The sequence below is a fragment of the Alistipes sp. i18-0019-D1 genome, assembly GCF_042852885.1.
Classification (GTDB): Bacteria; Bacteroidota; Bacteroidia; order Bacteroidales; family Rikenellaceae; genus Alistipes.
On sequence record NZ_AP031424.1, the window covers coordinates 2,395,257 to 2,420,905 of the forward strand.

Here is a 25,649-nt window from a genome sequence, read left to right on the forward strand (position 1 = left end):
TCGTAAAAAAATTTAATTTTTTATTTGCGTAAATTGTATAAAGTATGTACTTTTGTGCTGTTAAAAAAATAACGCAATTTTTTACTAACAAATAATTCAAATTATTATGGCAACTATTAAAATCGGTATCAACGGCTTCGGTCGTATCGGCCGTCTGGTGTTCCGTGCCGCTTGCACGAACGACAACATCGAAGTGGTGGGCATCAACGACCTGGTTCCCGTGGACTACATGGCTTACATGCTGAAGTACGACACGATGCACGGCCGCTTCGACGGTACGGTGGATTTCAACGTGGAGAAGAGCCAGCTGATCGTGAACGGCAAGGCTATCCGCGTAACCGCCGAGAAGGACCCCGCAAACCTGAAGTGGAACGAGGTGAACGCCGAGTACGTGGTAGAGTCGACGGGTCTGTTCCTCACCAAGGAGAAGGCCGAGGCTCATATCGCAGCCGGCGCCAAGTACGTCGTTATGTCGGCTCCCTCGAAGGACGACACCCCGATGTTCGTATGCGGCGTGAACACCGATACCTACAAGGGCCAGACGATCGTTTCGAACGCATCGTGCACCACCAACTGCCTTGCCCCCATCGCCAAGGTCCTGCACGACAAGTTCGGCATCACCGACGGTCTGATGACCACCGTTCACTCGACCACCGCAACGCAGAAGACCGTCGACGGTCCCTCGATGAAGGACTGGCGCGGCGGCCGTGCCGCTTCGGGCAACATCATCCCCTCGTCGACCGGTGCTGCAAAGGCCGTAGGCAAGGTGATTCCCGAGCTGAACGGTAAGCTGACCGGTATGTCGATGCGTGTTCCGACCCTCGACGTTTCGGTTGTCGACCTGACCGTAAACCTGGCCAAGCCCGCCAAGTACGACGAGATCTGCGCTGCCATGAAGGAGGCTTCGGAAGGCGAACTGAAGGGTATCCTGGGTTACACCGAGGAGGCTGTCGTTTCGTCGGACTTCCTGGGCGACGCCCGCACGTCGATCTTCGACAAGGCTGCCGGTATCGCACTGACGGATACCTTCGTGAAGGTCGTTTCGTGGTACGACAACGAGTGGGGCTATTCGAACAAGGTCCTCATGCTGATCGAGAAGATGGCCGCTTTCAACAACAAATAGTCGAAAGCCGTCCGATAGAGAAAGAGGGAGCCAGCGATGGTTCCCTCTTTTCGTTATATCGGTTTCCGGATTGGCCGGAAGGCTATTTTTTCGAATCGACCCGCATTTCGACCGAGGCGCCCGACCATTGGTTGATCGCCCGCTTTTCGGTGCGCAGACGGCGTCCGGCATAGGAAATCCTCACCTCGATTCCGAAGGGCTTGTTCGCGTCGATTTCGTTGCCCGCGGGCAGCGTGTGGGGAATTATATATAGGTAGAGCACGAGGTGGTCGCACGGCATGGTTTGCAGCGTGGCCGTGCGGTCCGCCGCGACGCCTGCGGGGCGTTCGGGGAGGTTCGAGCCGGCGTCGGCCACGGTTGATGCCGACGAGGCGAATCCGATGCGCCGGCCGGCGTCGTCGAAGCAGCCGCACATCAGCGCTACGTTGTACCGCCACCACCCTTCGTAGCGGCTCGTGACTTCGATTGTAAATCCTTTTTCGTCCATGTTCTGCCGGGGCCGCGCGGGCCGGATGCGGCGCCGGATCGGTTCGGCAGGCTGCGCGCGGACTATTTTTCCGTAAAAATAATACAACTGTCGTGCAACGCCAAATTTATTTGCACCCCGCCGGTCCGGGAGTGCTAAAACTCGTGGTTTTCTTTGCAAATGTCTTATTTTTTCGTAACTTTGCGCACTAAATGTGCTTAAATGGAGGTAGCTCAACGATATTCGATTGCCTGGAAAGGGTTGAAAAACGGTCGTCACGACTTCCGTTTCGAGGTCGACGGGTCGTTGTTCGAAGCCTTCGAAAGCACGGAGATCAAGGACGGACGGTGTGAGGTCTCGGTCGGTATGGACCGCTCGGAGAAGCAGCTCACGCTCGATGTCGGGATCACGGGCTATGTCGTCGTCGAATGCGACCGCTGCCTGGAGGATTGCCGCGTGCCCATTGATTTCGAGGGGCAGCTGGTGGTGAAATTCTCCGACGAGGTGCACGAATACGACGGCGAAGTGATGTGGATGCTGCCGGGCGAGGACCGCGTGGAACTCGCGCAGTACATCTACGAAAGCATCGTGCTGTCGCTGCCCTACCAGCGGGTGCATCCCGAGGGGGAGTGCAACCCCGAGATGCTCGAACGCTTCCGGATCGTTTCCGACCGGGAGTTCGCGTCGATCGAGGCTGCGGCCGAAGGCGCCGGGGAGCACAACGACGGCGAATGGGCCAAGCTGGCCGCTCTGCGTGAGCGGATGGAGGCCGAAGGCGCGGACGGTGAAGACGGTGAAGAACCCGGCGGCGCGAAATAAACACGGAAAAGATACGTTTAAACTTATAAATTATATTTTAAAATGGCACATCCTAAACACAAAGTCTCGTCGACGCGACGCGATAAGCGCAGAACCAACTACAAGGCTACCGTTCCGACGGTGGTTACCTGCTCGAACTGCGGCGCAGCGGTGCTTTATCACCGAGTATGCCCCGAGTGCGGCTTCTATCGCGGAAAGCTCGCTATCGAGAAGAAAGCTGCCGAATAATTCCGGCGCTCAAAAGAGTGCATCCCCGCGGGGAGTGCCTCTTTTTTAATTTATGAAGGTTCCCTTCCGGGCGCCTGACCCCCCGGTTGCGCATGTTCTCCGGGGCCGGGGCGGGAGCGGGACAAGATAACAACCAACACTCGTACGAGTATGATAAAGATTGGTGTAGATGCCATGGGCGGCGATTACGCACCCGAAGCGGCTGTCAAGGGAGCCGTCATGGCGCTCGATGCGATCGGGTCGGACAGCCGTATCGTGCTGTTCGGCGATGAAGAGAAAATTAAGTCCGTGCTCGCTTCGGAGGGATGTCCCGCCGAGCGGTTCGGAATCGTTGCGACCACCGAGGTGATCGAGATGGGCGACCACCCGGCCAAGGCCTTCCAGGCCAAGGCGGATTCGAGCATCACGGTCGGGTTCGGCCATCTGGCCAAAGGTGCCATCGACGGATTTGCGAGCGCGGGTTCGACCGGCGCCATGATGGTCGGTTCAATGTATGCCGTCAAACCGATCGAGGGCGTGGTGCGTCCCACGATTTCGTCCATCGTTCCCACCGTCGCAGGGCGTCCTGCGCTGCTGCTGGACGTGGGCCTGAATGTGGACTGCAAGCCCGAGGTGCTGGCGCAGTACGGCTTGATCGGCTCGATTTACGCCGAGGCGGTGCTGGGCATCGAGCGTCCGCGTGTGGCGGTGCTCAACATCGGCGAGGAGGAGACCAAGGGCAACGCCCAGACCAAGGCTGCCTATGAACTGCTCCGGGAGGACGGGCGGATCAATTTCGTGGGCAACGTCGAGGCTTCGTACCTCTTCTCGGCCAAGGTCGCCGATGTGATCGTCTGCGACGGATTCGTCGGCAATACGGTTCTGAAAATGGCCGAGGGCCTCTACCGCATCAACATGGCCATGGGCTGCCGCAATGCCTTCTGGGACGCCATGAACTACGAAAACGTGGGCGGTACGCCCGTCCTGGGCGTCAACGCGCCCGTCATCATCGGTCACGGATGCTCTTCGCCCCAGGCGATCCGGAGCATGATCCTTTCGACCGAACAGGTCATCAAGGCCGATCTGACAGCGAAACTGCAACGTGCGTTTCAAAATTAACCAAAACACGAAAAGTCAAAGCTAATGGGTAAGATAACAGCAGCTATTACGGGTGTGGGACAGTACCTTCCGGAATATATCCTCACCAACGAAGAATTAAGCCGGATGGTCGACACCAACGACGAGTGGATCATGTCGCATACGGGTATCAAAACGCGGCATATCCTCAAGGGCGAAGGCGTCGGCAGTTCCTACATGGGCGCCCGCGCGGTCATCAATTTGTTGGATAAGACAGGGGTCGACCCCATGGAGATCGACGTGGTGATCTGCGCCACGGTGACCCCCGACATGTTCTTCCCCTCGACGGGTAACCTGATCGCCGACCAGGCGGGCTGCAAGAACGCCTTCGCGTTCGACGTTTCGGCAGCTTGCAGCGGCTTCCTGTTCGCCCTGACCACCGGTGCGAAGTTCATCGAGGCCGGCACGAGCAAGAAGGTCATCGTCGTGGGCGCCGACAAGATGTCGTCGATCGTCGACTATACCGACCGTTCTACCTGCCCGCTCTTCGGCGACGCCGCCGCCGCCGTGCTGCTGGAAGCCAATACCGAAGGTTTCGGAGTCGTGGATTCGATCCTGCGCTCCGACGGCTCGGGCGAGATGCAGCTCTACATGAAGGCGGGCGGTTCGCGCTTCCCGGCTTCGATCGAGACGGTGCAGAACAACTGGCATACGATCATGTGGGACGGTCACGCCGTGTTCAAGGCTGCCGTGTCGAAGATGTCCGACGTTTCGGTGGAGATGATGGAGCGTCACAACCTCAAGGGCGAGGACATCCGTTTCCTGGTTCCCCATCAGGCCAACCTGCGCATCATCGACGCCACGGCGCGCCGTATGGGCATCACGCAGGACAAGTGCATGATCAACATCGACCGCAACGGTAATACCACGGCCGCCACGATTCCTTCGTGTCTTTGCGACTACGAGAGCCAGTTGCGCAAGGGCGACAACCTCATTCTGTCGGCTTTCGGCGGCGGATATACCTGGGGTGCGACCTATGTGAAGTGGGCCTACGACGGCCTGAAGGCATAAGCGGGGCGATCCTCGGCGAAAGGCGGAAACGGATGTTTCCGCTTTTTTGTTCGTTTCCGCAGATTTTTTTTATCTTTGGAGCCGTAACGCCCCTTTTATCAGTCGGAGGGTTTTCCCGAGTCGGTCGTAATCCGGTTTTGCATCCATCCGACTTTTTGCTACCTTTGTCTGTCTAAACCGATTGCCGATGAACCGTCTGAACCGTATTTTCCACAACAAACAGATCAAGCTGTTTTGGTTCCTGCGGAGTTTCGGACGTTACCTTACGCCGAAACGGTTGTTGCAGTCCCGTCTGGACCGGGTACTCGCCGAGGCGGAACGCCGCCCCGACTGGGAGTACATCTGCCGGCGGGCGGATTATTACAACAAACTGTCGCCTGCGCCTGCGACCCCCCCCCTCCGCGAAGGGCTGCGTCCGTTAGGCGACCACAAGTTCCGCCGGGGCGTCAAGACGGCCTATTTCTTCGATACCTACGAGTTCACCCGCTGGTTCAGCGACCGCCTGCTGTGGAATACCGTTCCCGGGGACGTGACGACGGTTCCCGACGTGCCGTCGATCGTCAAGAGCAGGCCGATCTGCGGCGACAACGCCAATTCGGTGCTGCTGAACCTCGACAAGGTCCGCCATTTCATCTTCCTGCGGGACGACATTCCGTTCCGGAAGAAGTCGGACAAGGCGATTTTCCGGCTGGCGATCACGCGGCGTCCCCACCGCGAGCGTTTCATGCGCATGTATTTCGGTTCGGAGTGCTGCGATGCAGGCATCTCGACGCCCCGTCCCGAATATCCCGCGGAGTGGACCAAACCCCATATTTCGATGTACGACCACCTGAACTACAAGTTCATCCTGGCGATCGAGGGCTACGATGTGGCGACGAACCTCAAGTGGATCATGTCGTCCAACTCGCTGGCCGTGATGCCCCGCCCGACCTACGAGACGTGGTTCATGGAGGGCACGCTCATCCCCGATTACCATTACGTCGAGATCCGGCCCGACTATTCCGACCTCGAAGAGCGGATGCGCTACTATATCGAGCATCCGGCCGAGGCCGAGGCGATCATCGCGCATGCGCACGAATACATCGCGCAGTTCCGCGACCGCCGGCGCGAGAAGATTATTTCACTGCTGGTGCTGCGCAACTATTTCCGGCGGACCGGGCAGTGCTGATCCCGCGTATTTCAGTTTCCTTTCGGATTCGGACTGTAATTTCGCCCCGTCTAAAAGCCGGGTTTTGAGGGGCGACGGCGGATCGTCGGGTTTCAGACCTGATTTTCGCCCCTCCCCGAGAAAAAGGAATATATTATGAAGATACTTATTGTCGAAGACGAACCCTCCCTGCGGGAGATCATGGTCCGGACACTGACCCGGGAGCACTACGTCGTCGAGCAGGCCGCCGATTACGCTGCGGCGCTCGACAAGATCGCCGCATACGATTACGACTGCATCCTGCTGGACATCATGCTGCCCGGCGGGAGCGGATTGCGGCTGCTCGAAGAGCTGAAGAAGCGTCGCAGCCCGGCTGCGGTGATCATTATTTCGGCCCGCGATTCCCTCGACGACAAGATCGAGGGACTGGAACTCGGGGCCGACGACTACCTCCCCAAGCCGTTCCACCTGGCGGAATTGAGCGCCCGCATCCGCAGCGTCCTGCGCCGACACCAGCGCGACGGGAACGAGAGCCTCGATGCGGGCAACGTGCGCCTGTGGCCCGACAGCCGCCGGGTCGAGGTGGCGGGCCGCGGGGTCGAACTGCTGCGCAAGGAGTACGATATCCTCCACTACTTCATGTCCCGCCCCAACCACACGGTCGACAAGACGGCGCTGGCCGAAGGGGTCTGGGGCGACCATATCGACCAGGCCGACAACTTCGATTTCGTCTATGCGCAGATGAAGAACCTGCGCCGCAAGCTCCACGACGCGGGCGCCGACATCGAGATCCGCGCCGTCTACGGCTTCGGCTATAAACTCGTACAGCCGTGAAACTGGTCTACCGCATCCTGCTGCACCTGTCGTGGGCGCTGTCGCTGCTTCTGGCGGCGTGGGCCGTGTTGTTTTACTTCACGCTGATCGACGAGATCAACGACGAGGTGGACGACGCGCTCGAAGCTCGTGCCGAAGTGATCGTCAAGCGGGTCCTGGCCGGGCGCGAACTTCCCGTCCCGGCGGACGAGGGCAACAACGGCTACTTTCTGCACGAGGTGTCGCCCCAATATGCTGCCGCACAGCACCACGAACGCTATTCCGACGAGGAGATTTTCATTCCCGAGCGCGACGACAAGGAGCCGGCCCGCGTGCTGCGCAAGGTGTTCCGTGACGGTGCGGGGCAATGGCGCGAACTGACGGTGATGACCCCGACCATCGAGAAGGACGACCTTCGCGAGGCGATCCTCGGCTGGATGGTCTGCCTCTATCTGTTCCTGCTGCTGATGATCCTGCTGGTTACGGTCGTCGTGCTCTACCGCACGATGCGGCCGTTGTACGCCCTGCTGCGGTGGCTCGACGGTTACACCGTGGGGGCGCGGAATGCGCCGCTTGCGGTCGAGACCTCCGTCACGGAGTTCCGGAAACTCAACGATGCCGCGCGCCGCTATGCCGAGCGTGCCGAGTCGTCGTTCGAGCGGCAGAAACAGTTCATCGGCAACGCCTCGCACGAGATGCAGACCCCGCTGGCGGTCTGCCGCAACCGGTTGGAAATGCTGGTCGACGACGCGCATGCGCTCACCGGGGAGCAGCTGGGCGAGATCGCCAAGGTGCAGCGGACGCTGGACTACCTCGTGCGGCTCAACCGTTCGCTGCTGTTGCTGTCGAAGATCGACAACGGCCAGTTTCCCGAGGCCGAAGAGGTCGACGTGAACGCGCTGGTGCGCCGCACGGCCGAGGACATGGAGGAGATTTACGCCTACCGCAGCATGCGCTTTGCGCTTGCGGACGAAGGGCCGCTCACGGCGCGGATGAATCCGTCGCTGGCCGGGAGCGTGGTCGCCAACCTCCTGAAAAACGCCTTTGTCCACGGCGACGAGGGCGGCGAGGTGACGGTGTGCGTCGCTCCGCGGCGCCTCACGGTCTGCAACAGCGGCGCGGGCGGTCCGCTCGACGCCGGGCGCATCTTCGACCGGTTCTACCAGGGTGCGAAGAAGGAGGGTTCGACGGGGTTGGGCCTTGCCGTGGTCGATGCAGTCTGCCGTCTCTACGGGTTGAAGGTCTCCTATTCTTATAAGGAGGGGCGGCATTGCTTCACAGTCGATTTCCCGGCGTGAAAAAAATGCGGGAAATCTGATTTTTTCAGATTCGTTTCAGTTTCGGGCCGCAACTTTGTACCATGAAACTTAATTAAAACACTACGATTATGAAAAAGTTCACGATTCTGCTCGCTTCGCTGGCCGTCATGGCCTCTTCGGTTCCCGCTTTCGCCGGTAAAGACCGGATCATCGCCGTCGGCGAACTTCCCGCCGTTTCGCAGCAGTTCGTCCAGACCCACTTCAAGGGAGTCGAGGTCTCCTACGCCAAGGTCGACGAGGAGTTGTTCGACAAGGACTACAAGGTGGTCTTCGTCAACGGCTCGAAGGTCGAGTTCGCCAAGGACGGACAGTGGAAAGAGGTCGACTGCAAGTACGGCGAAGTCCCCGCAGCGGTCGTTCCGCAGCAGATCCGCGACTATGTCGCCAAGAACTTCGCAGGCCGCAAGATCGTCTCGATCGACCGCGACAAGCGCGACTGGGAGGTGAAACTCGACAACGGTCTCGACCTGAAGTTCGACCTTCAGTTCCGCCTGATCGAGATCGACGACTGATCCCCATCCGCCCGACGGATAACCGCGGCGCACGACCCACCCGGTCGTGCGCCGTTGTTTGGGCGGGTATAATGCCATGCTATCCGGCTATAAAATAATATGATGGCTATTTTGATACAAATCACCGGAAACTATTGTATATTTGTATCACACATACGATCACAAACCGCAAACTTAAAAACAATACCGTTATGTTGAGCAAGAAATTACACGAAGCGATGAACGCGCAGATCAATGCCGAACTCTGGTCGGCCTATCTCTATCTTTCGATGTCGATGGACGCCGAGGCCAAGGGGCTGAAGGGTGTCGCGAACTGGTTCTACGTTCAGTTCCAGGAGGAGCAGGACCATGCGCGCATCTTCATGAACTACATTCTTTCGCGCGACGCCGAGGTGAAGCTGCTTCCCATCGAGGAGGTGCGCACTGCGTGGGCTTCGCCGCTGGAGATGTTCCAGGACACGCTGGCCCATGAGAAGGAGGTCACGGCCATGATCAACAACCTGGCCGCCATCGCCGCCGAGGACAAGGATTACGCTTCGTCGAACATGCTCGTCTGGTTCGTCGACGAGCAGGTCGAGGAGGAGGAGTCGGCACGCGACATGATCACCGCCTGCGAGGCCGTCGAAGGCAACAAGTTCGGGCTCTACATGCTCGACAAGGAGCTGGCCGCCCGCACTTACACGCAGGCTTCGCCCCTGGCGAACGCAAACGCTTAAATCGAAGTTTTTGTCATAGTTTTTATTTTTAGTGGGTCCGGCTTCCGAAAGGGGGCCGGATTTTTCGTATATTTACCGAAAACCAGTTCGCTATGAAACGCTGTAAGATCACGATCCTCAAGACCATGCTCAACGATGAGCTCGCCAAAGAGTATGCCGCTCCCGGATTCGACCGCTGCCCGATGATGCGCGAGGGGCAGGTTTTCTATGCCGACTACGCCAAGCCCGAAGGGTTCTGCGACGAGGCGTGGAAGGCCGTTTACCAATATGTCTTCGCCCTCTCGCACGGGGCCGGGAAGTTCTATTACGGGGACTGGATCGACAAGGAGGGAGTGGCCATCTGCTCGTGCAACGACGGGCTGCGGCCCGTGATTATGAAGATCGAACGCACCGACGAAGAGTCGACGATCTCCTACGACCCGGTCCGTTAACGGGTTTTGTAGTTTACTCCTGCCTTCCGGGCTTGGGAGTGCTGGTATCTGCGGGGGATGCGGTAAAGGCGCCCGTCCTTCAGGAGTCGCGCCCCGGTCTGGTGGAAGCAGAAAGGGATGTCCGCCGACACGCACTGTTCGCGCAGAGCAAGTACCCATGCATAGTCGCAGGGCCGGGCCTCGTTGCCTGATTCGCCGCCGGCCGAGACCTCCTCGATCCCGGACGTCAGGTATTGCGTGATGTCGAGCTGTCCCAGCAGCGGGGCGCAGACGATGATTCGGTGGCGGACCGGCGTCGCGAGGAACAGCGGCAGCCGGTAGTCGGCCATCGCCTGATTCTCGACCGTGCAGCCGATGATGACGTTTTCGTATCCCTCGCCCCAGTCCGGCGGCAGTGCGGCCGCCAGCCGGTCGATGCGTTTGGTGAAAAACATGAACCGCAGGTCGTGGCGGATGCGTATCATCTCCCACGCCTCGGCGCGCCAGTCGTCGGCCTCCTCCAGCAGAAAATCCGATGTGAAACAGGTGTAGACCATCTCGCCCGCGGGGACTTTGAAACGTCCGTCGCGGCTGCGGCGTATCGGGCGGTCGAACATCGCCGTCTGGCGCACCTCACGGCTGTCCTTGTCGTGCCGGCTGTCCTGCCGGTAGACGTAGCAGTTGCGGCAGCCTTCGCTGATTTTGCAGCAGCCGTGCCAAGGGTTCCACGATATGGACATGGCTATCGGAGTTCCATGCGCAGGCGCACCATGTGGCGGCACTCCAGGCCGTTTTCGAAGATGGGAGCGGGATAGTGTTTGCGGAAATAATCTTCGTCGATGCCGCAGCGGACGAATCCGCAGCGTTCGTAGAGGGCGATCTGTCCCAAGCCGCAGTCGCCCGTGCCGATTTCGAGGAGACGGAATCCCGCCCGGCGGGCTGTATCGACGGCGTGGGCCAAAAGGGCCGTGGCGATGCCCTGACGCTGGCGGTCGGGCGTCACGGCGATGTTCACGACCTCGGCCGTGAAGGGCCGCGTGTGGATCAGCACGTACTGACCGACGATCCGTCTGTCGTCATAGGTGGCGTAGCAGGTTCCGCGGCCGATGTAGTCGGCCACCGAGGCTTCCGACTCGTCGGCCAGCAGCAGGAGTTCCCGCGACGGCGTGTCTGTCTTGTGAATTTCCATATCAGAAAAGGGATAGGGCGCCCTGAAAGGTCGCCAGTATGACGATGTAACGTGCGGTCTTGCCCGCGAGCATTGCTCCGCCCGTCAGCCAGACGTTGCTGCGCATCAGCCCCAGCACGATGGCGATGGCTTCGCCGATGGTGGGCAGGAAGGCGAAGAAGGCCATCAGCGCCCCGCGTCCGGAGAGGAATTTCCGCGCCCGGGCCAGCTGGCGCGTCGAGACCCCCAGCCGGGTGATCCACTCGGTTTTGCCGAGCGTGCCGATCCAGTAGCAAGTCATGCCGCCGAGCGTGTTGCCCAGCGATGCCGCGACGACACATCCCACGGGATCGAGTCCCATGCGCACCAGGACGACCATCACAGCCTCGGAGCTGAACGGCAGGACGCTCCCGGCGATGAGCGCCGAGAGAAAAAGGCCCCAATAGCCCCAGTCGATGAGAAATTCGGTGATCGCTTCCATACGTATCCGCGCGGACCTTTCGGCGGCCCGTGCAGACAAAGATAGCGATTTTTTCGGTTGTTACATCTCCCCGCCCCAGCCGCGGACGGTGCGGCTCTGCACGTCGACGCCCAGTTCGCGGGCCCGGGCGAGGATGCGCCGGGCAAGAGACGCCTTCCTGTCGTCGGGCGCGTAACGGAAATAGGCTTCCGCCGCGCGTACGTGCGCTGCGTCGACGAGCGGAAATTCGCGGGTTTCGGGGATTCCGAACGCCGATGCGGGAAGTTTGCGGCGTTCTTCGGCGGTGAGTCGGTCGGAAGTGTCGGTTTTTGCGGCCATGACGGTTCGGTTTTTTCTTTTCGGGGCGGCAAAATCCGGGCCAGGTGCCGGATGCGCCGTCCTCCCGGTTGGCCGTTCCGGGACCCTGTTCGCGCATAAACGGCCTCCGGACGCATGTCGCAGCCATTCTGACAGATAATTGGAAAAAGTGCCTGCTATTTTTGGAATGTAGCAAAATATTTGCGTATCTTTGTGCGGGCTGAAAAGTTTTCATTTTGGACGAAAACAGATAGCTGCAACGAGCTGTTTGCAGGTGTAGTAGGGCAAAACCGGCTTTTTAAGTGAATTATTAATGCCTAATTAGACGCATTATGAAAAAAATCTTCTCGATCTGTGCTATGTTTTCGGTGATCCTGTTTGGCGCCTGTACCGACGTCGACACCGCCGGGGAAACTCCCGAAGTCCCCGGAACACCGGAAGAACCCGTTGTGGCACCCGAAATTCCGGTCGTGCCGGCCGGTTTCGACTGGTCCACCGAAACGGGTGTGAACCTGACGCTCGAGTCGGGCGTCACGACCAATGTCTCGGTCTATTCGGAGGAGGACTGCCAGGATAATTCGCTGCTCCTCGAAGATGTGCTCCTCGAATCGGACGTGGCCCGCACCTTCCGCATGGCTGTACCCGCCGGTGCGGAGAAACTCTATGTGAAATATCCCGCCGCGTCGGGTGCCGACGATGTCGTTGCGCTCGCCGTGAACGGTGCGGATGTGAATTATAAATTCCCGGTCGACGCCGTGAAATCCCGCTACGAAAAGGTTCCCGATTACCAGTACTACTACAACTCGGGCGTTATCATGGTCGAGGACATGTGGCCCGACTTCGCCGCTTCGGATGCCGACTTCAACGACCTCGTGGTGGAGTATGACCTCAAGACGGTCGAGTGCACCTCCCCGTCGCTGCTGCCGGCACACGGCTACAAGGAGGGTGTGATCGTCACCCTCGACATCCGCGGCGTGGGCAGCGGCCGCACCAGGAAGGCCGGTCTGCAACTGGATTTCGACACCTCGATCCTCCAGCCCGAGCACATCGAAAAGATCGTTTACGAAAAAGCGGGACAGGGTGTGATGACCGAGATCCGGGACAACCGTTTCACCATCGACGTGGACCTGACCCAGCCGGACAAGGTGCTGATCCTGTTCGACGGACTGGACAACCTGGTCCAGGGCAAGCATTATCAGACCGCCGAAGGCGACATCGAGGTCGGCAAGCCGATGATTCGCGCCTATGTCAAACTGTCGGGTGTTCCCGACCGTTCGAAACTCACCGGCGAGGCGAGCCGCGCGCAGGCCGAGGCTTTCCGCGACGTGGTCTCCTATCCCGAGAAGCACGATTTCTTCATGGTGCTCAAATCGGCTTACGGTTCGGCGGAGATTCACCAGAAAGGTTTCGCCCCGAGCTACCGTTACAAGAATTACGAGACCGACAGCAAGGGTCTGATGTCGAGTGTACCTTATTGCAGCAAGGACAACGACGTCTGGGTGCTGCGCCTTCCCGTCGGCACGCCCCACGTCTACGACCGCGTGAGCATCTTCTCGGCCTATCCCGACCTGAAGGAGTGGATCGAGAGCAACGGCCAGCGGAAACGCGGCTGGTACAAGAATTACGACCATTCGCTGGTTCCGCGCTACTGGTAGCGGACGGTAACGAACAGAAAAGCCTGCATCTTTCGGTGCAGGCTTTTTTTGCGGCCGGGCGGCGGCTATCCGGCGGCTATCCGACGACGGTCGCCACGATTCGGCGGCCTGCGGCGCGGTTGCGGAACTCGCAGAGGTAGATGCCCTGCCAGGTTCCCAGCCCCGGCCGTCCGCCGACGATCGGGATGGTGAGGCCGACACCCGTGAGGGCCGATTTGGCGTGCGCCGGCATGTCGTCGTCGCCCTCGGCGTTGTGCGTATAGTAACTTTCGCGTTCGCGGACCAGCCGGTCGAAGATCGCCGCGAGGTCCTGCTGTACGTCGGGATCGGCGTTTTCGTTGATCGAAAGTCCCGCCGAGGTGTGGCGGATGAAGAGGTGCAGCAGCCCCGCTTCGGGCAGCGGCGGCAGGTTGCGCACGATCTCGTCGGTGACGAGGTGGAAGCCCCGGCTGCGCGGGCGGAGCGTGAATTCGCGTTGGAGTACCATGTCGTCGGTTTTATCGGTTCAGCCGCCGGGCGATCAGGTTGTCGGCAGCATACCGCCCGGGACCGGCGATCCAGAGCAGCACGAAGACCGAGAGGTAGAGCATGGCCGGTTCGCGCGCGGCGAACGGGTCGCCCCCGTGGACCGAGAAGAAGGCGACGCACATGGTGAAAATCATCGGGACGAGCGCCAGCCGGTAGAGCGTTCCGGTGATGAATCCCAGCGCGCAGACCACCTCGGCGAAGATCGCCAGCACGAGCGACGTGCGGCTTCCGAGGCCCAGCGGGTCGGGGAACGTCGCCGAGAGCGTTGCGAAATGCTGCCATTTGGCGATGCCGTGGGTCATCATCAGCGTGCCGAAGACGATGCGTGCCGCCAGCAGCAGCCGCGAAGTCCCGGCGCCGGAGGGCGTTGCGGGAAAGATCAGTCGGAGGATTGCGTTCATGTTTTTGTTCTGTTCGTAACGGATGCTGCAAATTTAATACCTTCGTTTGGTTCTCCCAAATCGATGGATTATCTTTACGTCCGTGAATTTCAACCGGTACATAACGGAGGCCGAATTTTCGGAACTCGCCGCCTTTATCCGCCGCGAGGGCGTCGTACGCCGTTTCGCCCGCGGCGAACGGCTCTCCGGGCAGGGTCTCCGCAACCACCGCTGCGGGCTGGTCGTGCAGGGGGCTTTCCGTTACGTGCATGCCGATGCCGCGGGAGAGGAGCATGTCGTGGGTTACGCCTTCGCCGGGGAGTTCGTCGGCGACTATATCTCGATGCGCAACGATGTGCCGTCGCAGGTGACCATCGGGGCGATGTGCGGTGCCGAGACCCTGCTTGTTCCCGGCGAACGGCTCGAAGCCTTCTACCGCACCGATGCCGCCAGCGAACGGCTGGGCCGCACGCTGGCCGAACACATGCTGGCCGAGGTCTACGAACGCCTGCTGGACCGCTATGCCGCCTCGCCGCAGCAACGCTACGAGGCCCTGACGGAGCGTTGTCCCGACGTGTTGCAACTCGTTCCCCTGCGGGAGCTGGCCTCCTATCTGGGTGTGCGTCCCGAGACGCTGAGCCGCATCCGCCGCCGTGTCCGCTGATTTCTTGATCTGTGTCAACGCTTTTTCCGGGCGGAACCGTTAACTTTGTTTCCATGAAACGAGCGATTGTCATCGGGGCCACTTCCGGTATCGGCCGGGCGTTGGCCGAACGCCTTGCGGCCGAAGGATACCGGGTCGGCGTGACCGGGCGGCGCGAGGCGCTGCTGGAGGAACTGGCGGCCACCCGTCCGGACAGTTTTTGTTACGCCGCGGCCGACATTATGGATCCTGCCGCCGCCTGTGCGGCGCTGGAACGCCTCGCCGGAGAGCTGGGCGGCCTGGATTTGTGCGTGGTCAGCGCCGGAACCGGCGACCTGAATCCCGGACTGGACTATGCGCTGGAAGAACCGGCCATCCGAACCAACGTCGTGGGCTGGACCGCGGCGGTCGACTGGGCCTACGGCCGTTTCGAAGGGCAGGGCGGCGGCCATCTGGTCGTCATCACGTCGGTCGGGGGCCTGCGCGGCGGCGGTGCTGCTCCGGCTTACAACGCCTCGAAAGCCTATCAGATCAACTATGCCGAGGGCCTGCGGCAGCGGGCTGCGAAATCCGGACTGCCCCTCCCGGTGACCGACATCCGTCCGGGATTCGTCGCGACGGAGATGGCCAAGGGCGAGGGGCTGTTCTGGGTGATGCCCGTCGACCGGGCCGTGGAGGGGATCGTGCGGGCCATACGCCGCCGCAGCCGCGTGGCGGTCGTCACGCGCCGCTGGCGGATCGTCGCGTGGCTGATCCGGCACATGCCGGAGTGTATTTACCGTAAAATGGGATGATGATGAACGGATGGTTTCTGGCGGCCGGAGCGCTGCTCGCCGCCGCATTCTTCGTACATGTGTTTTCGGGCAACCGCTTCTACTCGGAGGCGCGCCCCGACGCGGCGACGGCCCCTTCACGGGCTTACGAGGCGTGGCTGATGGGCCGCTGCGGCTTTCAGATGATCTCCGTGGACCTGGCGCTGGCCGCGACGTTCGTGCTCCTGCTGGGAACGGGCGCCCTGCCGCGCAACTTCGCGCTCGAACTTCTGTTGCTGTTGGTGTTCGGCGGCTGGTGCGTCTTCTGGCTGGTGGCGCTGCTGTGTGAAAAAGCCGGGGGACGCCGTTACCTCCGGCTGTGCCACTGGGCGCTGTTTCTCGTGCTGTTCGGTCTGGTGCTGGGCGGCATGCTCGGGTAAGCCTACTCCTCCTCTTCGTAATAGACTTTGTAGAATTTGCCCTTCTCGTCCTCGCCCTGCTCCAGCAGGTTGCGGTTGCCGTGGACGTAGATGTGGAAATTGCGGTCGAGCTTGATGACGCTCTTGTACGACCGCGCCTGCTTCCTGACGGCCGAATCCGAGATGCCGAATTCGTCTTCGATGCGGATGTCGCGGTCCTGCTCGTACTCCTGACGGAAGCGCGAGAAACTCTCCACGACCTCCGGCTGGCGGATCACCTTCTCCGAAAAATCGTCCATCGAAAAGCTCTCCTGCTCCTGGAAATACTTCATCGTCTCGTTGAGCATCTCGGCCTGGTCGGCCTTCGACACCTCGAACTCCTTCGAGAGGTGCTTCGTGACGTATTTCTTGCACATCGCCAGCGTGTTGTGCGTATTGTGGTAGTTGTCCTGCCGCTGGCGCACGCGCAGGAAATCGTCGATCCAGTAGCGAGCCTCGGTGCGGTTGGTGTTGTCGACGACGAAGACCGCGAATCCCTGTTCGCGTTCCGTGTTGAAAATGACGGCTCCCTTGTCCAGCCGTTTGATGTCGATGCCTTCGCGGGCTGCGATGTGCACGCCCCCGGTCTGCTGTTCGACGTCGAGGAACGTGTCGCGCGTCTCGGACTTGAACAATCCCAGCGCGTCGCAGCGTTCGCCGCCGAAACTGCAATCCGAAAAGTAGGCCGCATAAAATTCGCCGCTTTTGATCTGCGGGTGCATGCCGCTCTCGTAGAGGTGCTTGGCGAGGCTCACCGAATGTTCGAGGAGCGCCTCCGGGTCGTCGAAGATCCTGCATGCGAAGTTCCAGACCTCGTTGCACCCGAGGTCGGTCTCGTGGTAGAGGTTGTAGCACTCCTCGCTCTTGAAGCCGCCGAGGAAATAGGCCGTGAGCGTGCGCATCAGCCCTTCGTCGGCCACCTGCGCCGAGAGTTCGGGCGAGACCGTCAGGGGTTCGTCCTTCGATTTGTTGCCGACGACGTGTACGGCCAGCGCTTCGATGCGCGTATCTTCGGTGTATAGCATGTTCGGGATCGTTTAACGGACGGCAAAGATGCGCATTTTTTGCCTTCCGGGCAAGTCCTGCGGCCGATAAAAAGGCCGGAACCCCGTTGCGGAGTCCCGGCCTCGGCCGTGTGGCGCGGCTTATAGGCGGGTCGCGGGCGCGATCTTCAGGCGGAACGTGTAGTCGGCGTAGGGAACCCGGTATTCGGGCAGCGGCAGCGCGCCCCACGAGTTGACGCACGCCAGTCCGTACTGCACCTTGTCGAGGCATACCGACACGCACTTCTGCTTTTCGACCTCGGGCGAATGCCCCTGCCGTTTTGCCGGGCCTTCGTCGAGCGACTCCTGCGAGTAGTGGAGCGCCGAGGCGGAGAACGGAGCGTCGGAGGTCACCGTGAGGCCCCGTCCGCCGATGTCCGCGAGGTGCCACCAGCGCAGGTCGCTCTTCGTGCCGGTCTCCTGCGGGCGGATGTAGGGGTAGAACTGCTCGTCGACGCTCTGGCGGTAGAGTCCCACGAAGGCCGACGATTTGCGGTCGGCGTAGTTCTCGCCCGGGCCGCGGCCGTAGTATTGCAGGCGGTCGAACGCCTCGGGCATTTCGAAGCGCATGCCGAAGCGGAACATGTCGGGAACTTCGGCCCCCGGTGTGGCGTGCAGCGACTGTGCGATCGTGACGGCACCCGTGTTGTCGACGGCGTATTCGATCTCCAGCGCGGCCTGCACCCCGGGCATCTCATAGCCGGCCTTCACCGTGACGATGCCGTCGGCCTCCGCGTGGGTGAGGGCCTTGAGTTTCATTTCCGGTTGTTTCCAGACGGCCATTTTGTGTTGCAGGCCGGCGCCGAAGTCGTTGTCGGTCGGCGCGCGCCAGAAGTTGGGACGCAGCGTGGAGCCGTCGGCCAGCAGGTCGAGTCCGCGGGCCTCGTAGCGGGTGATGAAGCCCGTCTTGCGGCTGAAGTCGAGCCGTACGCCGTTGCCCGCGACGATCAGGTAGTCGGCATGGTTGTCGGCAACGGCGAGCCGCTCCCCTTCGGCTGCGGATTTCGCCGCGGGGGCTGCGAAGGCGTATTCGCGGATCGGCAGTTGGGCGCGCGCCGCGGTGTGGCCCGCGGGCAGGATGCCTTCGGCCGTCTTGAGCTTGTAGGCCACGTCGAGCAGCAGTTCGCCCGCGGCGGGCAGCGTGGCCGGATCGTAGGGGAGCGCGATGCGCACGCGCTGCTGCGGCGCGGCTTTCAGTCCGTCGACGACGCCCCGGCGGAGGGGCGTCCCGTCGCAGAGCACTTCCCAATGGAGGTCGTAGTTTTCGAGGCCGCGGAAGAAGTTTTCGTTGAGGACCTCGACCGTATTCTTCGCATCGCCGGCCCACGTCGTCCAGACCGACTGGTAGTGGTAGCGCACCTCCTCCATGTGGGGGTTCGGAATGCGGTCGGGACCGATCAGGCCGTTGTCGCAGAAGTTCTGGTCCGAGGGGTCGTAGGGGTTCCAGTCGCCTCCGTAGCCGTAGACCGTCACGCCGCCGCGGCCCTTCTTGCGCAGCGACTGGTCCACGAAATCCCAGATGAATCCGCCCTGGTATCCGGGTTCGCGGCGGATCAGCTCCCAGTACTCCCTGAATCCGCCCATCGAGTTGCCCATGGCATGGGCGTATTCGCACTGGATCAGCGGTTTGGCGGGATTCTCGGCGAGGTATTTCTCACACCGCTCGTAGCCCCAGTACATCGGGCAGATGATGTCCGTGTTGCGGCTGCCGGGCGAATAGACGGCCCGTTCGTGGTGAATCGGCCGCGAGGGGTCGTAAGCCTTGATCCAGTCGTAGCAGGCACTGAAATTAGGTCCGTCGCCCGCCTCGTTGCCCAGCGACCAGATGATGACCGACGGATGGTTGATGCTGCGTCGCACGTTGCGTTCGTTGCGTTCCAGGTGCGCCTTGGCGTAGAGCGGGTTCTTGGCCAGCGTCTTTTCGCCGTAACCCATGCCGTGCGACTCGATGTTGGCCTCGGCCACGACGTAGAGTCCGTATTGGTCGCAGAGCGAGTACCAGCGGGCGTCGTCGGGGTAGTGGCACGTGCGCACGGCGTTGATGTTGTTCTCCTTCATGATGCGGATGTCCTCCAGCATGCGCCCCTCGGAGACGTAATAGCCGTAGTCGGGGTCCATTTCGTGCCGGTTGGCGCCCTTGATCAGCACCGGCCGGCCGTTGACCAGCAGCTGTCCGCCCTCGATCTTCACGTCGCGGAATCCGATCCGGAGCGGAATGACCTCGATCACTTCGCCCGCCGGCGAACGGAGCGTCGCCGTCAGGCCGTACAGCGCGGGTGTCTCGGCGCTCCACAGCGTGACTTTCCCGGCGTCGAGCGTGCAACGCTCCTCGTCCTTCGTGACGCGCAGCTGCTGCGATGCCACGCTGCGGCCCTCCGCATCAGTGAGCGCCAGTTCGACGCTGCATCCCCGCGCCTGCCTGGGGAAGAAGGCTTTGACGGCTGCCGTTCCCGAGGTGTAGTCGGCCGAAGGCGCGGCGTCGACCTGAATGTCCGTAATTTGTCGTTTGTCGCGCGCGTAGAGGTAGCAGTCGCGGCCCACGCCCGAAAGGCGGAAGAAATCCTGGTCTTCGAGGTACGTGCCGTCGCACCAGCGGAAGACCTGGAACGCGATGAGGTTGCGCCCGGGTTTCACGTAGGGCGTCAGGTCGAACTCGGCCTCCAGCTTGCTGTCCTCGCTGTAACCCACATAGCGGCCGTTGACCCAGAGGTAGATGTTCGACGTCACCGATCCGAAATGCGCGACGATCTGCCTGCCGTTCCATGCCGCGGGGATGTCGATCGTACGGCGGTAGGAACCCACGTGGTTCTGCTCGACGGGAACATGCGGCGGATCGTTCTTGAACCAGCCCCGCCAGGCATAGCCGACGTTGAGGTAGACCGGATCGCCGTATCCGTTCAGCTCCCAGAGTCCCGGCACGGGCATGTCGCCCCAGCCTTTGTCGTTGAATCCGACGCGGAAAAAGTCCGTCGGACGCTGGTCGGCGTCGCACACCCAGTTGAATTTCCAGTTTCCGTTCAGCGTGACGAACCGCTCCGAGAGGGTCTTGTCGCCCGCCTGTGCGGCTTCCGGCGACTCGTACGCGAACCAGGAGCCGTGCATCGGCATCCGGTTCACGGCATTCACGCCGGCGTCCTGCCATTCGTCGTTCTGCGCGCCGGCCGTCAGCGCGGTCGCCGCGGCCAGCCAGCATAAGAGGATTTTTTTCATCGGTTATTCTGTTTTTAAGGTTTAGGCATAGTCTGCCGGGGCGGTTTTCGCTGCCGGACGTCCGGCGCGGCCCGATTGGGTAAATTTCGGAAAAATGCCGGGAAACTCCAAATATAGTGGCTGAAAAACAGCGGTATTCGATCGGTTCCGCACATTTTTGCCGGAAGGGCCGCAGAGGGCGTGTTTTTCCGGGGTGAAGAAAAGCGTGATCCCGCCCGGAACCGGACGGGATCGCGCAGCATACCGGGCGACCGCTAAAGGTCGCGGTCGAGCAGTGTGTTTCCTTTGGCGTGCACGACCCGGAGGTTGAGCCGCTCCCCGGTCTTCTTCAGGATCATGACGGTTGCGTTCTCCTCCTTGTAGCCGCCGCCGATCACCACCGGGAAATTGTTCTCCGAAGCCCCTTTTTCGATCAGTTCGTACCGGTGCAGGTGGCCGTTCAGCGAAACGTCGAATCCGGCCGCCGCCAGGTGGGGCTGCCACAGCTCCTTGCAGGGATTGAATTTCGCGACGGCGTTTCCGTAGATGGGAATGTGGTGGATCAGTACCTTCCGCGCCGCGGCGGTGAATTCGGGTCCCGCGAGTTCCGTTTGCAGGAATTGCGCCTGGTCCTTGCGGTATTGCGTGAAGTCGTTCATGCCGTAATACACTTCGGTGCCGTCGGGCTTGTCCTCGCCGCAGTCCAGCAGGACGAAGCGCGTGCCGCCCATCGTGAATGCCGTATAGGAGTGTTCGCCCGCCTTGGAGAGGTAGTCCCACAGCACGACGGAGCAGGCGCCCCGGATCTCGTGGTTGCCGCGCATGAACACCGACGGGATGCAGTCGCTGCCGTACGATTTGCAGTATTCCGTGAGGACCTCGACGATCTCCGACTCCTTTTCCGGATCGTCGAAGCAGTCGCCGTTGAAAATCACGAGGTCGTACGGCTCGTTTCCGACGAGGCTCATCAGATGTCCGAACAGTCCGGTTTTCTTGTGTACGTCGTTGAAGACCAGAACCGTGTAGTCCTGGTCGCGCTCGTCCCACGTCGTGAAGGACGCCAACGGCATCCGGACCGTGTCGCCGAACTCCTTTTTGTAGCTGCCGTAGAGGAGTATCTGCTGCGAGCAGGCCCGGTAGTAGTATTTCGTGCCGGGGCGGAGGTCTTCCAGCCTGATCTTGTTGATCGTCCGGTTGGCGACCATCATGCCCTCGCCGTAACACCTCACGGGCTGCAACCGGTCGGGTTCGGTTCCGACCTCGACCCAGCTGCGGCAGGGGACGTTGGTGATCCACATGACCGTCATGGCGTCGGCGGCGGGGTTTTGCAGGTAGGCCGGCGTGCGGAAGACCTCTCCGGCGGCGGCCGGAGGGGTCGGGGGCATTGCGGATTCTTTTTCGCCGCAGGAGCCGTAGACAAAGCCGGAGAGGCTGAAAAACAGAAATAGGGGGATTGCTTTCATGTGCTTCGTTATTTTTGGAGTTTGGGGCGCGCGGCCTCTTTGCTCCAGACGACCTTATAGGGCGATCCGGGGGCGATTTTCACCTCGCGCCTGTGCATGTTTTCGACGCTGACTGTCCGGCCCAGGACTTCGCCGATGAACTCATTGCCGGAGATCGTCACGTTCCGGCAGGCATCGACCGTGATCCCGGCCTTGCGCGGATGCCACGGGCGGAAGTCGTAGCTCCGCTCGATGGTGTTGCCGCTGAAAGTCAGCCCGTCGACCGAGGTGGCGAACAGGATCGGATAGTCGGCCGAACAGAAATGGTTGTCCTCGATGCGGATGTTGCGGTGGAAGGGGCGTGACGGGTCGGGTTCCGGAATCTCGGGCAGGATCGAAATGACCGCTTCGGTGAACTGGTATCCGGACGATAGACACGAGGCGTCGAACCGGTTGCCGCGGATCAGCACGTCCCGGACGGCGCCGCTCTCGTACCAGTAGTTCGCGTCTCCGGCGATCAGGATGGCCGAACCGCTGGAGGCGAAGAAGTTGTTCTCGACGACGACCTTTCCCGGTGTGGAGATCAGCAGCCCCCGCGCGCGGTTGCTCAAGAAGCGGCAGTTGCGGATCTCCACGTCGGGCGTCCAGGTCCGGTTTTCCAGCGCCATGCCCGCCCGGATCGCGCGGGAGAAGGGTTTCTCGGTTTCGAGGATGAATTCCCGCTCGTTGAGTTTCGTAAACGATTTCGTCGCATTCTCCTCCTCGGTGCACATGGTTTTGTTGTCGATGAATCCGACCTTGTCGCCCGGGACGGCCCACCGCAGGCCGACGCTCATGGACTCCATGAACCGGCACTTCACCTCGGTCGGCGAGAGCACCTCGGTAATGCGCACGCAGGTTCCGTGGATGTTGATCGGGTCGTCCATCAGGTACTGCCATTCGCAGTCGTTCACGCGGATACGGCCTTTGCAGCCCATGGCGTGAATGCCGTCATCATGGCCGCTGAAATAGCGCCCCTTGGCCTTGTTCGGCACGACGTCCACGTTGTCGAAATCGAGGTTTTCCGCATACTGGCAGAGGATTCCGAGTCCGGCCGTGTGGTGGATCGTGATGTCGCTCAGCGAGACGTTCCGGCTTTCGTTGATGAAGATGCCGGCGTGGTCCCGCTCGCCGTGCCGGAGCACCAGGATGTTGCCGACTTTCGGATAGCGTCTGAAACCGCCTTCCCGCCGGACCCTCACGACACCCGGAACCGGTTCCGTTGCCCGGTATTCGTTCCATTTGCTGCCCAGGGCGCGGTCGCCGTTCTGGATGACCCCGGTGTAGACGTCCAGCTCCATCATCCGCGTCACGGGGCTTTTCCAGCCTTCGCCGACGAAGACGAGCTTGCCGTTTTCGAGGATGTAGGGGTATTTGGCAGGGTCGATGCGCAGGTCGAAATAGTCGGTCCCGATTCCGGTGACCTCGCCCTGCCCCATCAGCGGGACGTCCCAGTCCACCGTGAAATTTTTCAGAACCGCATTGCTGCAATTATCGAGTGTGACGGGCTGGATGCGGTCGTGCATGATGAACTCCGACCCGCCGCCGTCGAGTGTGATCCCATCCATTCCCTCGAAAAACACCGCCAGGCGTTTGGGGTTGATGTCCGTGGTGTTCGACTCGTGGTAATCGCGTTCGACGGCATGCTGGGGCCAGAAATCGTAGCGGCCTTCGGGGAAGTAGAGCACGCTTCCGGGCTTTTCCCTGCACCGCTTTACGGCTTCGTTGACGAACGGCGTGGCGTTGATCCGCGAACCGGGCCGAAGCCCCAGCTGCGTGATCCGGATCGTGTCGCCGGCCGGCGGCGCGGCGTTCGCCGACAAGGCCAGAAGCAACGACAGGGATATTGTTCCGATGTACTTCATTGTATTCGGGTTTTGGTTTTCATAAAATCAGGACGAGGGGTGCGCCCCGGGGCGTTGCATCCCCGGCGGACGCACCTCTTGTCTGAAAATCGGGTTTTTACCAGCCCGGATTCTGTACCAGGTTCCTGTTGCTGGAAATATTTTCCGCGTCGATCGGATAAAGATAGTGTTTTTGTTCGAATATCTTGGACGTCTCGATGGACGGCATGATCGTCAGGTAACTGTCGTACGGCTGCACGTTGGTCGTCGTGAAGCCCGTGGGGAAGCAGTTCCAGCGCTTCGACGGCTCGGCGAAAGTCAGGTGGGCGATTTTCCACCGCCGGGCGTCGAAATAGCGGTGTCCCTCGAACATTAGTTCGATCGTCCGCTCTTGGCGGATGATCTCCCGGTAGTCTTTGCCGGGAATGCCCTTCCACGCATCGTCGATGCGCGGCACGCCGACGCGGTCGCGGATGTCGTTCATGTATTGCAGGGCCTGCCCGGCGAGCGTCCCGTGGTATTCGACGTATGCCTCGGCGTAGTTCAGGTAGAGTTCCGTCATCCGGACGAGCGGCCATGCCCAGTCGATGCGTCCGGCGGAGACCGAATTGTTCGGGAAATAGGAGTTCGGATGCACGGTCTTTTTCACCAGATAGCCGTTGATCGTCTGCATGTCCCGGTTCGGGTCGTTGCCCATCGTCAGCTTCGTCGCGGGGTGCTTTTCGCCCATGCGCAGGTAGAGGGTCCAGTTGCCCCGCAGTTCGTAGTCATGCGCCCGGTCGTAGGCGATGTCGGCGTAGAAGCGGGTCTCGCGCCCGAGGTGCATCTTGGCCGTCCACTCCCCGTATTCGTCCTGAACGGGATCGTAGCGGTGCGGATAGTCGAACTCCGGGTCCTTGTCGATCGGAAGCCCGTTTTTGGTCAGGAAGGTCTCGACCATCCGGAACGAGGGCGAAACGCCGCCGTAGGGGACGCTCACGGAGTTGTTCGTAAGCCCGCGGATGGCATACATCTGCTGGCTGTTCACCGGCGAGCGGGAATCGACCCAGATCATGTCCGGATTGTCCGATATTTCGCGGGGAAGCGTCGTGACCATGTTCCGGGCCGTCTGATAGGCGACCTCCTCCGGCGTGAGCGACGTTCCTTCGGACTTGAACCGGAACAGCTTGTATCCCTCCTGCTCCGCGGCGGCTATCGCTTCCGCGGTCGCGTCGAGGGCCGCCTTCCATTTCTCCTTGTCGTAGGTCTGGCTGATGAGCTGCTCCCCGTTCTTGTTCCTAAAATCGGCGTAGTACTCCGAATTGCCGTTGAAAAGCGGACTGGCGGCGTAGAGCAGCATCCGCGACTTGATGGCCAGGGCGGCGACGTAGTTGGCACGGCCCATGTCCAGCGCCGAGTAGGCCCGCGAGGCCTTCAGCTCGCCGGCCGCCTCGTCGAATTTCCTGGCGATCCAGCCTACGCATTCGTCGTAGGGACGCCGGGTCGGGTAGTAGACCTCCTCCGGAGCGTCGTTCGGGATGATCCCCTCGACGAGGCAGATGGGACCGTAGAGCCGCAGGAGCGAGTAGTGGAAATAGGCGACCAGGAATCTCGCCTCGGCTTTCCACCGCGCCTTTTCGCCGTCGCTGGCGTTGGGAACCCCGTCCACCATGTCGATGAAGGTGTAGCACTGGCGGATGCCTCCGTAGAGGTCGTAGGCGGCGCAGCGTGAGGGCTGTTTCTTGCTTTTGTGGTGCGACCAGTAGTTGTAGAGCGGCTCTGCGGCCGAGATCTGTCCCGTGTGGGCGGCTTTGGCCCAATGCCAGTCGGTGCCCCACTGGGACGTGAGGGCCACTTCGTCCCCGGCGCCCCACACCTGCGGCTCGCCGTTGAAGTCGTTCGAGGCGGGCAGGTAGCCGTAGCATCCGTACAGGAACTTCTCGGCGGAGGTCCGGTCCTCGAAAACCTCCTGGAGCGTACCTTTCTTTTCCGGTTCCAGGTCCAGGTAACTGCATCCGGCCAGCACGAGGCAAAGCGATAATAGGATATATTGCGGTTTCATAATTCTTCG

At 61.0% G+C, this 25,649-nt stretch carries 27 protein-coding genes; 15 read left to right on the forward strand and 12 right to left on the reverse strand.

What is annotated here, in order from left to right; genetic code table 11:
- Positions 1 to 106 precede the first annotated feature (106 nt).
- Positions 107 to 1,123 carry a type I glyceraldehyde-3-phosphate dehydrogenase gene (gene gap / locus ACGHP5_RS09945; RefSeq protein ID WP_195285486.1) on the forward strand — a complete coding sequence of 339 codons (1,017 nt, stop codon included), beginning with the start codon at positions 107 to 109 and terminating at the stop codon, positions 1,121 to 1,123.
- 82 nt (positions 1,124 to 1,205) lie between these two features.
- Here the strand turns inward: gap and ACGHP5_RS09950 are convergent, their stop codons facing one another.
- A complete protein-coding gene (locus ACGHP5_RS09950) occupies positions 1,206 to 1,610 on the reverse strand; it encodes a hypothetical protein (RefSeq protein ID WP_337757535.1) in 405 nt (134 codons plus the stop codon).
- Between the two features lie 201 nt (positions 1,611 to 1,811).
- On the opposite strand from ACGHP5_RS09950, the gene ACGHP5_RS09955 reads away from it, so the two are divergent.
- The 10 genes from ACGHP5_RS09955 to ACGHP5_RS10000 all read left to right on the forward strand — a co-directional run bounded on the left by ACGHP5_RS09955 (position 1,812) and on the right by ACGHP5_RS10000 (position 9,701).
- Positions 1,812 to 2,408 (forward strand): DUF177 domain-containing protein, encoded by a 597-nt coding sequence (locus tag ACGHP5_RS09955; protein ID WP_290533151.1) that lies wholly within the window; start codon positions 1,812 to 1,814, stop codon positions 2,406 to 2,408.
- A 42-nt stretch (positions 2,409 to 2,450) separates the two neighbouring features.
- Positions 2,451 to 2,636 carry a 50S ribosomal protein L32 gene (rpmF, locus tag ACGHP5_RS09960; RefSeq protein ID WP_010264557.1) on the forward strand — a complete coding sequence of 62 codons (186 nt, stop codon included), beginning with the start codon at positions 2,451 to 2,453 and terminating at the stop codon, positions 2,634 to 2,636.
- Between the two features lie 150 nt (positions 2,637 to 2,786).
- Positions 2,787 to 3,734, forward strand: coding sequence for a phosphate acyltransferase PlsX (gene plsX / locus ACGHP5_RS09965; RefSeq protein ID WP_337656867.1), 948 nt, complete (start codon positions 2,787 to 2,789; stop codon positions 3,732 to 3,734).
- A 24-nt stretch (positions 3,735 to 3,758) separates the two neighbouring features.
- The gene (locus ACGHP5_RS09970) at positions 3,759 to 4,763 is read left to right on the forward strand and encodes a beta-ketoacyl-ACP synthase III (RefSeq protein ID WP_337656869.1); all 1,005 of its coding nucleotides are present in this window, start codon (positions 3,759 to 3,761) and stop codon (positions 4,761 to 4,763) included.
- 187 nt (positions 4,764 to 4,950) lie between these two features.
- Positions 4,951 to 5,931 (forward strand): glycosyl transferase family 90, encoded by a 981-nt coding sequence (locus tag ACGHP5_RS09975; protein ID WP_390566439.1) that lies wholly within the window; start codon positions 4,951 to 4,953, stop codon positions 5,929 to 5,931.
- Between the two features lie 135 nt (positions 5,932 to 6,066).
- Entirely contained in the window at positions 6,067 to 6,744 is a 678-nt protein-coding gene (locus ACGHP5_RS09980) for a response regulator transcription factor (RefSeq protein ID WP_295903098.1), read from the forward strand.
- Positions 6,741 to 8,021: a HAMP domain-containing sensor histidine kinase gene (locus ACGHP5_RS09985; protein WP_337757532.1), complete on the forward strand. Its 1,281-nt coding sequence runs from the start codon at positions 6,741 to 6,743 to the stop codon at positions 8,019 to 8,021. Before ACGHP5_RS09980 ends, ACGHP5_RS09985 begins: the two co-directional genes overlap by 4 nt.
- A gap of 89 nt (positions 8,022 to 8,110) precedes the next feature.
- Positions 8,111 to 8,554, forward strand: coding sequence for a PepSY-like domain-containing protein (locus ACGHP5_RS09990; protein ID WP_290533145.1), 444 nt, complete (start codon positions 8,111 to 8,113; stop codon positions 8,552 to 8,554).
- Positions 8,555 to 8,745: 191 nt separating this feature from the next.
- On the forward strand, positions 8,746 to 9,270 hold the full coding sequence (locus ACGHP5_RS09995; protein ID WP_290533144.1) for a ferritin: 525 nt from the start codon (positions 8,746 to 8,748) through the stop codon (positions 9,268 to 9,270).
- 92 nt (positions 9,271 to 9,362) lie between these two features.
- Complete coding sequence (locus ACGHP5_RS10000; RefSeq protein WP_390566442.1) at positions 9,363 to 9,701, forward strand: TIGR04076 family protein; 339 nt, start codon at positions 9,363 to 9,365, stop codon at positions 9,699 to 9,701.
- Here ACGHP5_RS10000 and ACGHP5_RS10005 read toward each other — a convergent pair.
- The 4 genes from ACGHP5_RS10005 to ACGHP5_RS10020 are packed head-to-tail and all read right to left on the reverse strand — an operon-like array spanning position 9,698 to position 11,647.
- Positions 9,698 to 10,420 (reverse strand): DUF5131 family protein, encoded by a 723-nt coding sequence (locus tag ACGHP5_RS10005; protein ID WP_390566444.1) that lies wholly within the window; start codon positions 10,418 to 10,420, stop codon positions 9,698 to 9,700. The two genes, ACGHP5_RS10000 and ACGHP5_RS10005, sit on opposite strands and share 4 nt — an antisense overlap.
- Positions 10,421 to 10,422: 2 nt before the next feature.
- The gene (locus tag ACGHP5_RS10010; protein ID WP_278433140.1) at positions 10,423 to 10,869 is read right to left on the reverse strand and encodes an N-acetyltransferase; all 447 of its coding nucleotides are present in this window, start codon (positions 10,867 to 10,869) and stop codon (positions 10,423 to 10,425) included.
- A gap of 1 nt (position 10,870) precedes the next feature.
- Entirely contained in the window at positions 10,871 to 11,329 is a 459-nt protein-coding gene (locus tag ACGHP5_RS10015) for a DedA family protein (protein ID WP_337772085.1), read from the reverse strand.
- Between the two features lie 60 nt (positions 11,330 to 11,389).
- Positions 11,390 to 11,647, reverse strand: coding sequence for a DUF6582 domain-containing protein (locus ACGHP5_RS10020; protein WP_290533139.1), 258 nt, complete (start codon positions 11,645 to 11,647; stop codon positions 11,390 to 11,392).
- Between the two features lie 311 nt (positions 11,648 to 11,958).
- On the opposite strand from ACGHP5_RS10020, the gene ACGHP5_RS10025 reads away from it, so the two are divergent.
- On the forward strand, positions 11,959 to 13,281 hold the full coding sequence (locus tag ACGHP5_RS10025; RefSeq protein WP_337772087.1) for a DUF4842 domain-containing protein: 1,323 nt from the start codon (positions 11,959 to 11,961) through the stop codon (positions 13,279 to 13,281).
- A 76-nt stretch (positions 13,282 to 13,357) separates the two neighbouring features.
- Here ACGHP5_RS10025 and ACGHP5_RS10030 read toward each other — a convergent pair whose 3' ends face one another.
- Both ACGHP5_RS10030 and ACGHP5_RS10035 read right to left on the reverse strand, forming a co-directional pair.
- Positions 13,358 to 13,768, reverse strand: coding sequence for a secondary thiamine-phosphate synthase enzyme YjbQ (locus ACGHP5_RS10030; protein ID WP_337772088.1), 411 nt, complete (start codon positions 13,766 to 13,768; stop codon positions 13,358 to 13,360).
- 10 nt (positions 13,769 to 13,778) lie between these two features.
- The gene (locus ACGHP5_RS10035; RefSeq protein WP_337772090.1) at positions 13,779 to 14,210 is read right to left on the reverse strand and encodes a DoxX family protein; all 432 of its coding nucleotides are present in this window, start codon (positions 14,208 to 14,210) and stop codon (positions 13,779 to 13,781) included.
- A gap of 82 nt (positions 14,211 to 14,292) precedes the next feature.
- Here ACGHP5_RS10035 and ACGHP5_RS10040 point away from each other — a divergent pair, with 82 nt between their 5' ends.
- From ACGHP5_RS10040 to ACGHP5_RS10050, 3 genes are read left to right on the forward strand one after another with little or no spacing between them, the layout of a single operon-like run.
- Positions 14,293 to 14,853, forward strand: a complete 561-nt coding sequence (locus ACGHP5_RS10040) for a Crp/Fnr family transcriptional regulator (protein ID WP_290533135.1) — start codon at positions 14,293 to 14,295, stop codon at positions 14,851 to 14,853.
- A 53-nt stretch (positions 14,854 to 14,906) separates the two neighbouring features.
- Positions 14,907 to 15,626 carry an SDR family NAD(P)-dependent oxidoreductase gene (locus ACGHP5_RS10045; RefSeq protein WP_390566449.1) on the forward strand — a complete coding sequence of 240 codons (720 nt, stop codon included), beginning with the start codon at positions 14,907 to 14,909 and terminating at the stop codon, positions 15,624 to 15,626.
- Positions 15,627 to 15,628: 2 nt separating this feature from the next.
- Positions 15,629 to 16,024: a hypothetical protein gene (locus tag ACGHP5_RS10050; RefSeq protein WP_290533133.1), complete on the forward strand. Its 396-nt coding sequence runs from the start codon at positions 15,629 to 15,631 to the stop codon at positions 16,022 to 16,024.
- 2 nt (positions 16,025 to 16,026) lie between these two features.
- Here ACGHP5_RS10050 and ACGHP5_RS10055 read toward each other — a convergent pair whose 3' ends face one another.
- From ACGHP5_RS10055 to ACGHP5_RS10075, 5 genes are all read right to left on the reverse strand, one after another.
- The gene (locus ACGHP5_RS10055; RefSeq protein ID WP_295903065.1) at positions 16,027 to 17,067 is read right to left on the reverse strand and encodes a nucleoid-associated protein; all 1,041 of its coding nucleotides are present in this window, start codon (positions 17,065 to 17,067) and stop codon (positions 16,027 to 16,029) included.
- Positions 17,068 to 17,187: 120 nt separating this feature from the next.
- Entirely contained in the window at positions 17,188 to 20,295 is a 3,108-nt protein-coding gene (locus ACGHP5_RS10060; protein ID WP_390566452.1) for a glycoside hydrolase family 2 TIM barrel-domain containing protein, read from the reverse strand.
- Between the two features lie 254 nt (positions 20,296 to 20,549).
- On the reverse strand, positions 20,550 to 21,737 hold the full coding sequence (locus tag ACGHP5_RS10065) for a metallophosphoesterase (protein ID WP_390566454.1): 1,188 nt from the start codon (positions 21,735 to 21,737) through the stop codon (positions 20,550 to 20,552).
- Between the two features lie 8 nt (positions 21,738 to 21,745).
- On the reverse strand, positions 21,746 to 23,620 hold the full coding sequence (locus ACGHP5_RS10070) for a right-handed parallel beta-helix repeat-containing protein (protein ID WP_337772096.1): 1,875 nt from the start codon (positions 23,618 to 23,620) through the stop codon (positions 21,746 to 21,748).
- Positions 23,621 to 23,717: 97 nt separating this feature from the next.
- On the reverse strand, positions 23,718 to 25,640 hold the full coding sequence (locus ACGHP5_RS10075; RefSeq protein ID WP_290533128.1) for a RagB/SusD family nutrient uptake outer membrane protein: 1,923 nt from the start codon (positions 25,638 to 25,640) through the stop codon (positions 23,718 to 23,720).
- Positions 25,641 to 25,649: the final 9 nt, after the last annotated feature.

Excerpts from the sequence above, each read along its gene's own strand:
- ACGHP5_RS09990 (WP_290533145.1), top strand. The coding sequence starts at position 8,111 with ATGAAAAAGTTCACGATTCTGCTCGCTTCGCTGGCCGTCATGGCCTCT.
- ACGHP5_RS09980 (WP_295903098.1), top strand. The coding sequence starts at position 6,067 with ATGAAGATACTTATTGTCGAAGACGAACCCTCCCTGCGGGAGATCATG.
- ACGHP5_RS10010 (WP_278433140.1), bottom strand. The coding sequence starts at position 10,869 with ATGGAAATTCACAAGACAGACACGCCGTCGCGGGAACTCCTGCTGCTG.
- ACGHP5_RS10005 (WP_390566444.1), bottom strand. The coding sequence starts at position 10,420 with ATGTCCATATCGTGGAACCCTTGGCACGGCTGCTGCAAAATCAGCGAA.
- rpmF (WP_010264557.1), top strand. The coding sequence starts at position 2,451 with ATGGCACATCCTAAACACAAAGTCTCGTCGACGCGACGCGATAAGCGC.
- ACGHP5_RS09970 (WP_337656869.1), top strand. The coding sequence starts at position 3,759 with ATGGGTAAGATAACAGCAGCTATTACGGGTGTGGGACAGTACCTTCCG.
- ACGHP5_RS10065 (WP_390566454.1), bottom strand. The coding sequence starts at position 21,737 with ATGAAAGCAATCCCCCTATTTCTGTTTTTCAGCCTCTCCGGCTTTGTC.
- ACGHP5_RS10060 (WP_390566452.1), bottom strand. The coding sequence starts at position 20,295 with ATGAAAAAAATCCTCTTATGCTGGCTGGCCGCGGCGACCGCGCTGACG.
- ACGHP5_RS10070 (WP_337772096.1), bottom strand. The coding sequence starts at position 23,620 with ATGAAGTACATCGGAACAATATCCCTGTCGTTGCTTCTGGCCTTGTCG.
- ACGHP5_RS10025 (WP_337772087.1), top strand. The coding sequence starts at position 11,959 with ATGAAAAAAATCTTCTCGATCTGTGCTATGTTTTCGGTGATCCTGTTT.
- ACGHP5_RS10075 (WP_290533128.1), bottom strand. The coding sequence starts at position 25,640 with ATGAAACCGCAATATATCCTATTATCGCTTTGCCTCGTGCTGGCCGGA.
- ACGHP5_RS10045 (WP_390566449.1), top strand. The coding sequence starts at position 14,907 with ATGAAACGAGCGATTGTCATCGGGGCCACTTCCGGTATCGGCCGGGCG.
- ACGHP5_RS09955 (WP_290533151.1), top strand. The coding sequence starts at position 1,812 with ATGGAGGTAGCTCAACGATATTCGATTGCCTGGAAAGGGTTGAAAAAC.
- plsX (WP_337656867.1), top strand. The coding sequence starts at position 2,787 with ATGATAAAGATTGGTGTAGATGCCATGGGCGGCGATTACGCACCCGAA.
- ACGHP5_RS09950 (WP_337757535.1), bottom strand. The coding sequence starts at position 1,610 with ATGGACGAAAAAGGATTTACAATCGAAGTCACGAGCCGCTACGAAGGG.
- ACGHP5_RS10020 (WP_290533139.1), bottom strand. The coding sequence starts at position 11,647 with ATGGCCGCAAAAACCGACACTTCCGACCGACTCACCGCCGAAGAACGC.
- ACGHP5_RS10030 (WP_337772088.1), bottom strand. The coding sequence starts at position 13,768 with ATGGTACTCCAACGCGAATTCACGCTCCGCCCGCGCAGCCGGGGCTTC.
- gap (WP_195285486.1), top strand. The coding sequence starts at position 107 with ATGGCAACTATTAAAATCGGTATCAACGGCTTCGGTCGTATCGGCCGT.
- ACGHP5_RS09975 (WP_390566439.1), top strand. The coding sequence starts at position 4,951 with ATGAACCGTCTGAACCGTATTTTCCACAACAAACAGATCAAGCTGTTT.
- ACGHP5_RS10015 (WP_337772085.1), bottom strand. The coding sequence starts at position 11,329 with ATGGAAGCGATCACCGAATTTCTCATCGACTGGGGCTATTGGGGCCTT.
- ACGHP5_RS10050 (WP_290533133.1), top strand. The coding sequence starts at position 15,629 with ATGAACGGATGGTTTCTGGCGGCCGGAGCGCTGCTCGCCGCCGCATTC.
- ACGHP5_RS10035 (WP_337772090.1), bottom strand. The coding sequence starts at position 14,210 with ATGAACGCAATCCTCCGACTGATCTTTCCCGCAACGCCCTCCGGCGCC.
- ACGHP5_RS10055 (WP_295903065.1), bottom strand. The coding sequence starts at position 17,067 with ATGCTATACACCGAAGATACGCGCATCGAAGCGCTGGCCGTACACGTC.
- ACGHP5_RS10000 (WP_390566442.1), top strand. The coding sequence starts at position 9,363 with ATGAAACGCTGTAAGATCACGATCCTCAAGACCATGCTCAACGATGAG.
- ACGHP5_RS09995 (WP_290533144.1), top strand. The coding sequence starts at position 8,746 with ATGTTGAGCAAGAAATTACACGAAGCGATGAACGCGCAGATCAATGCC.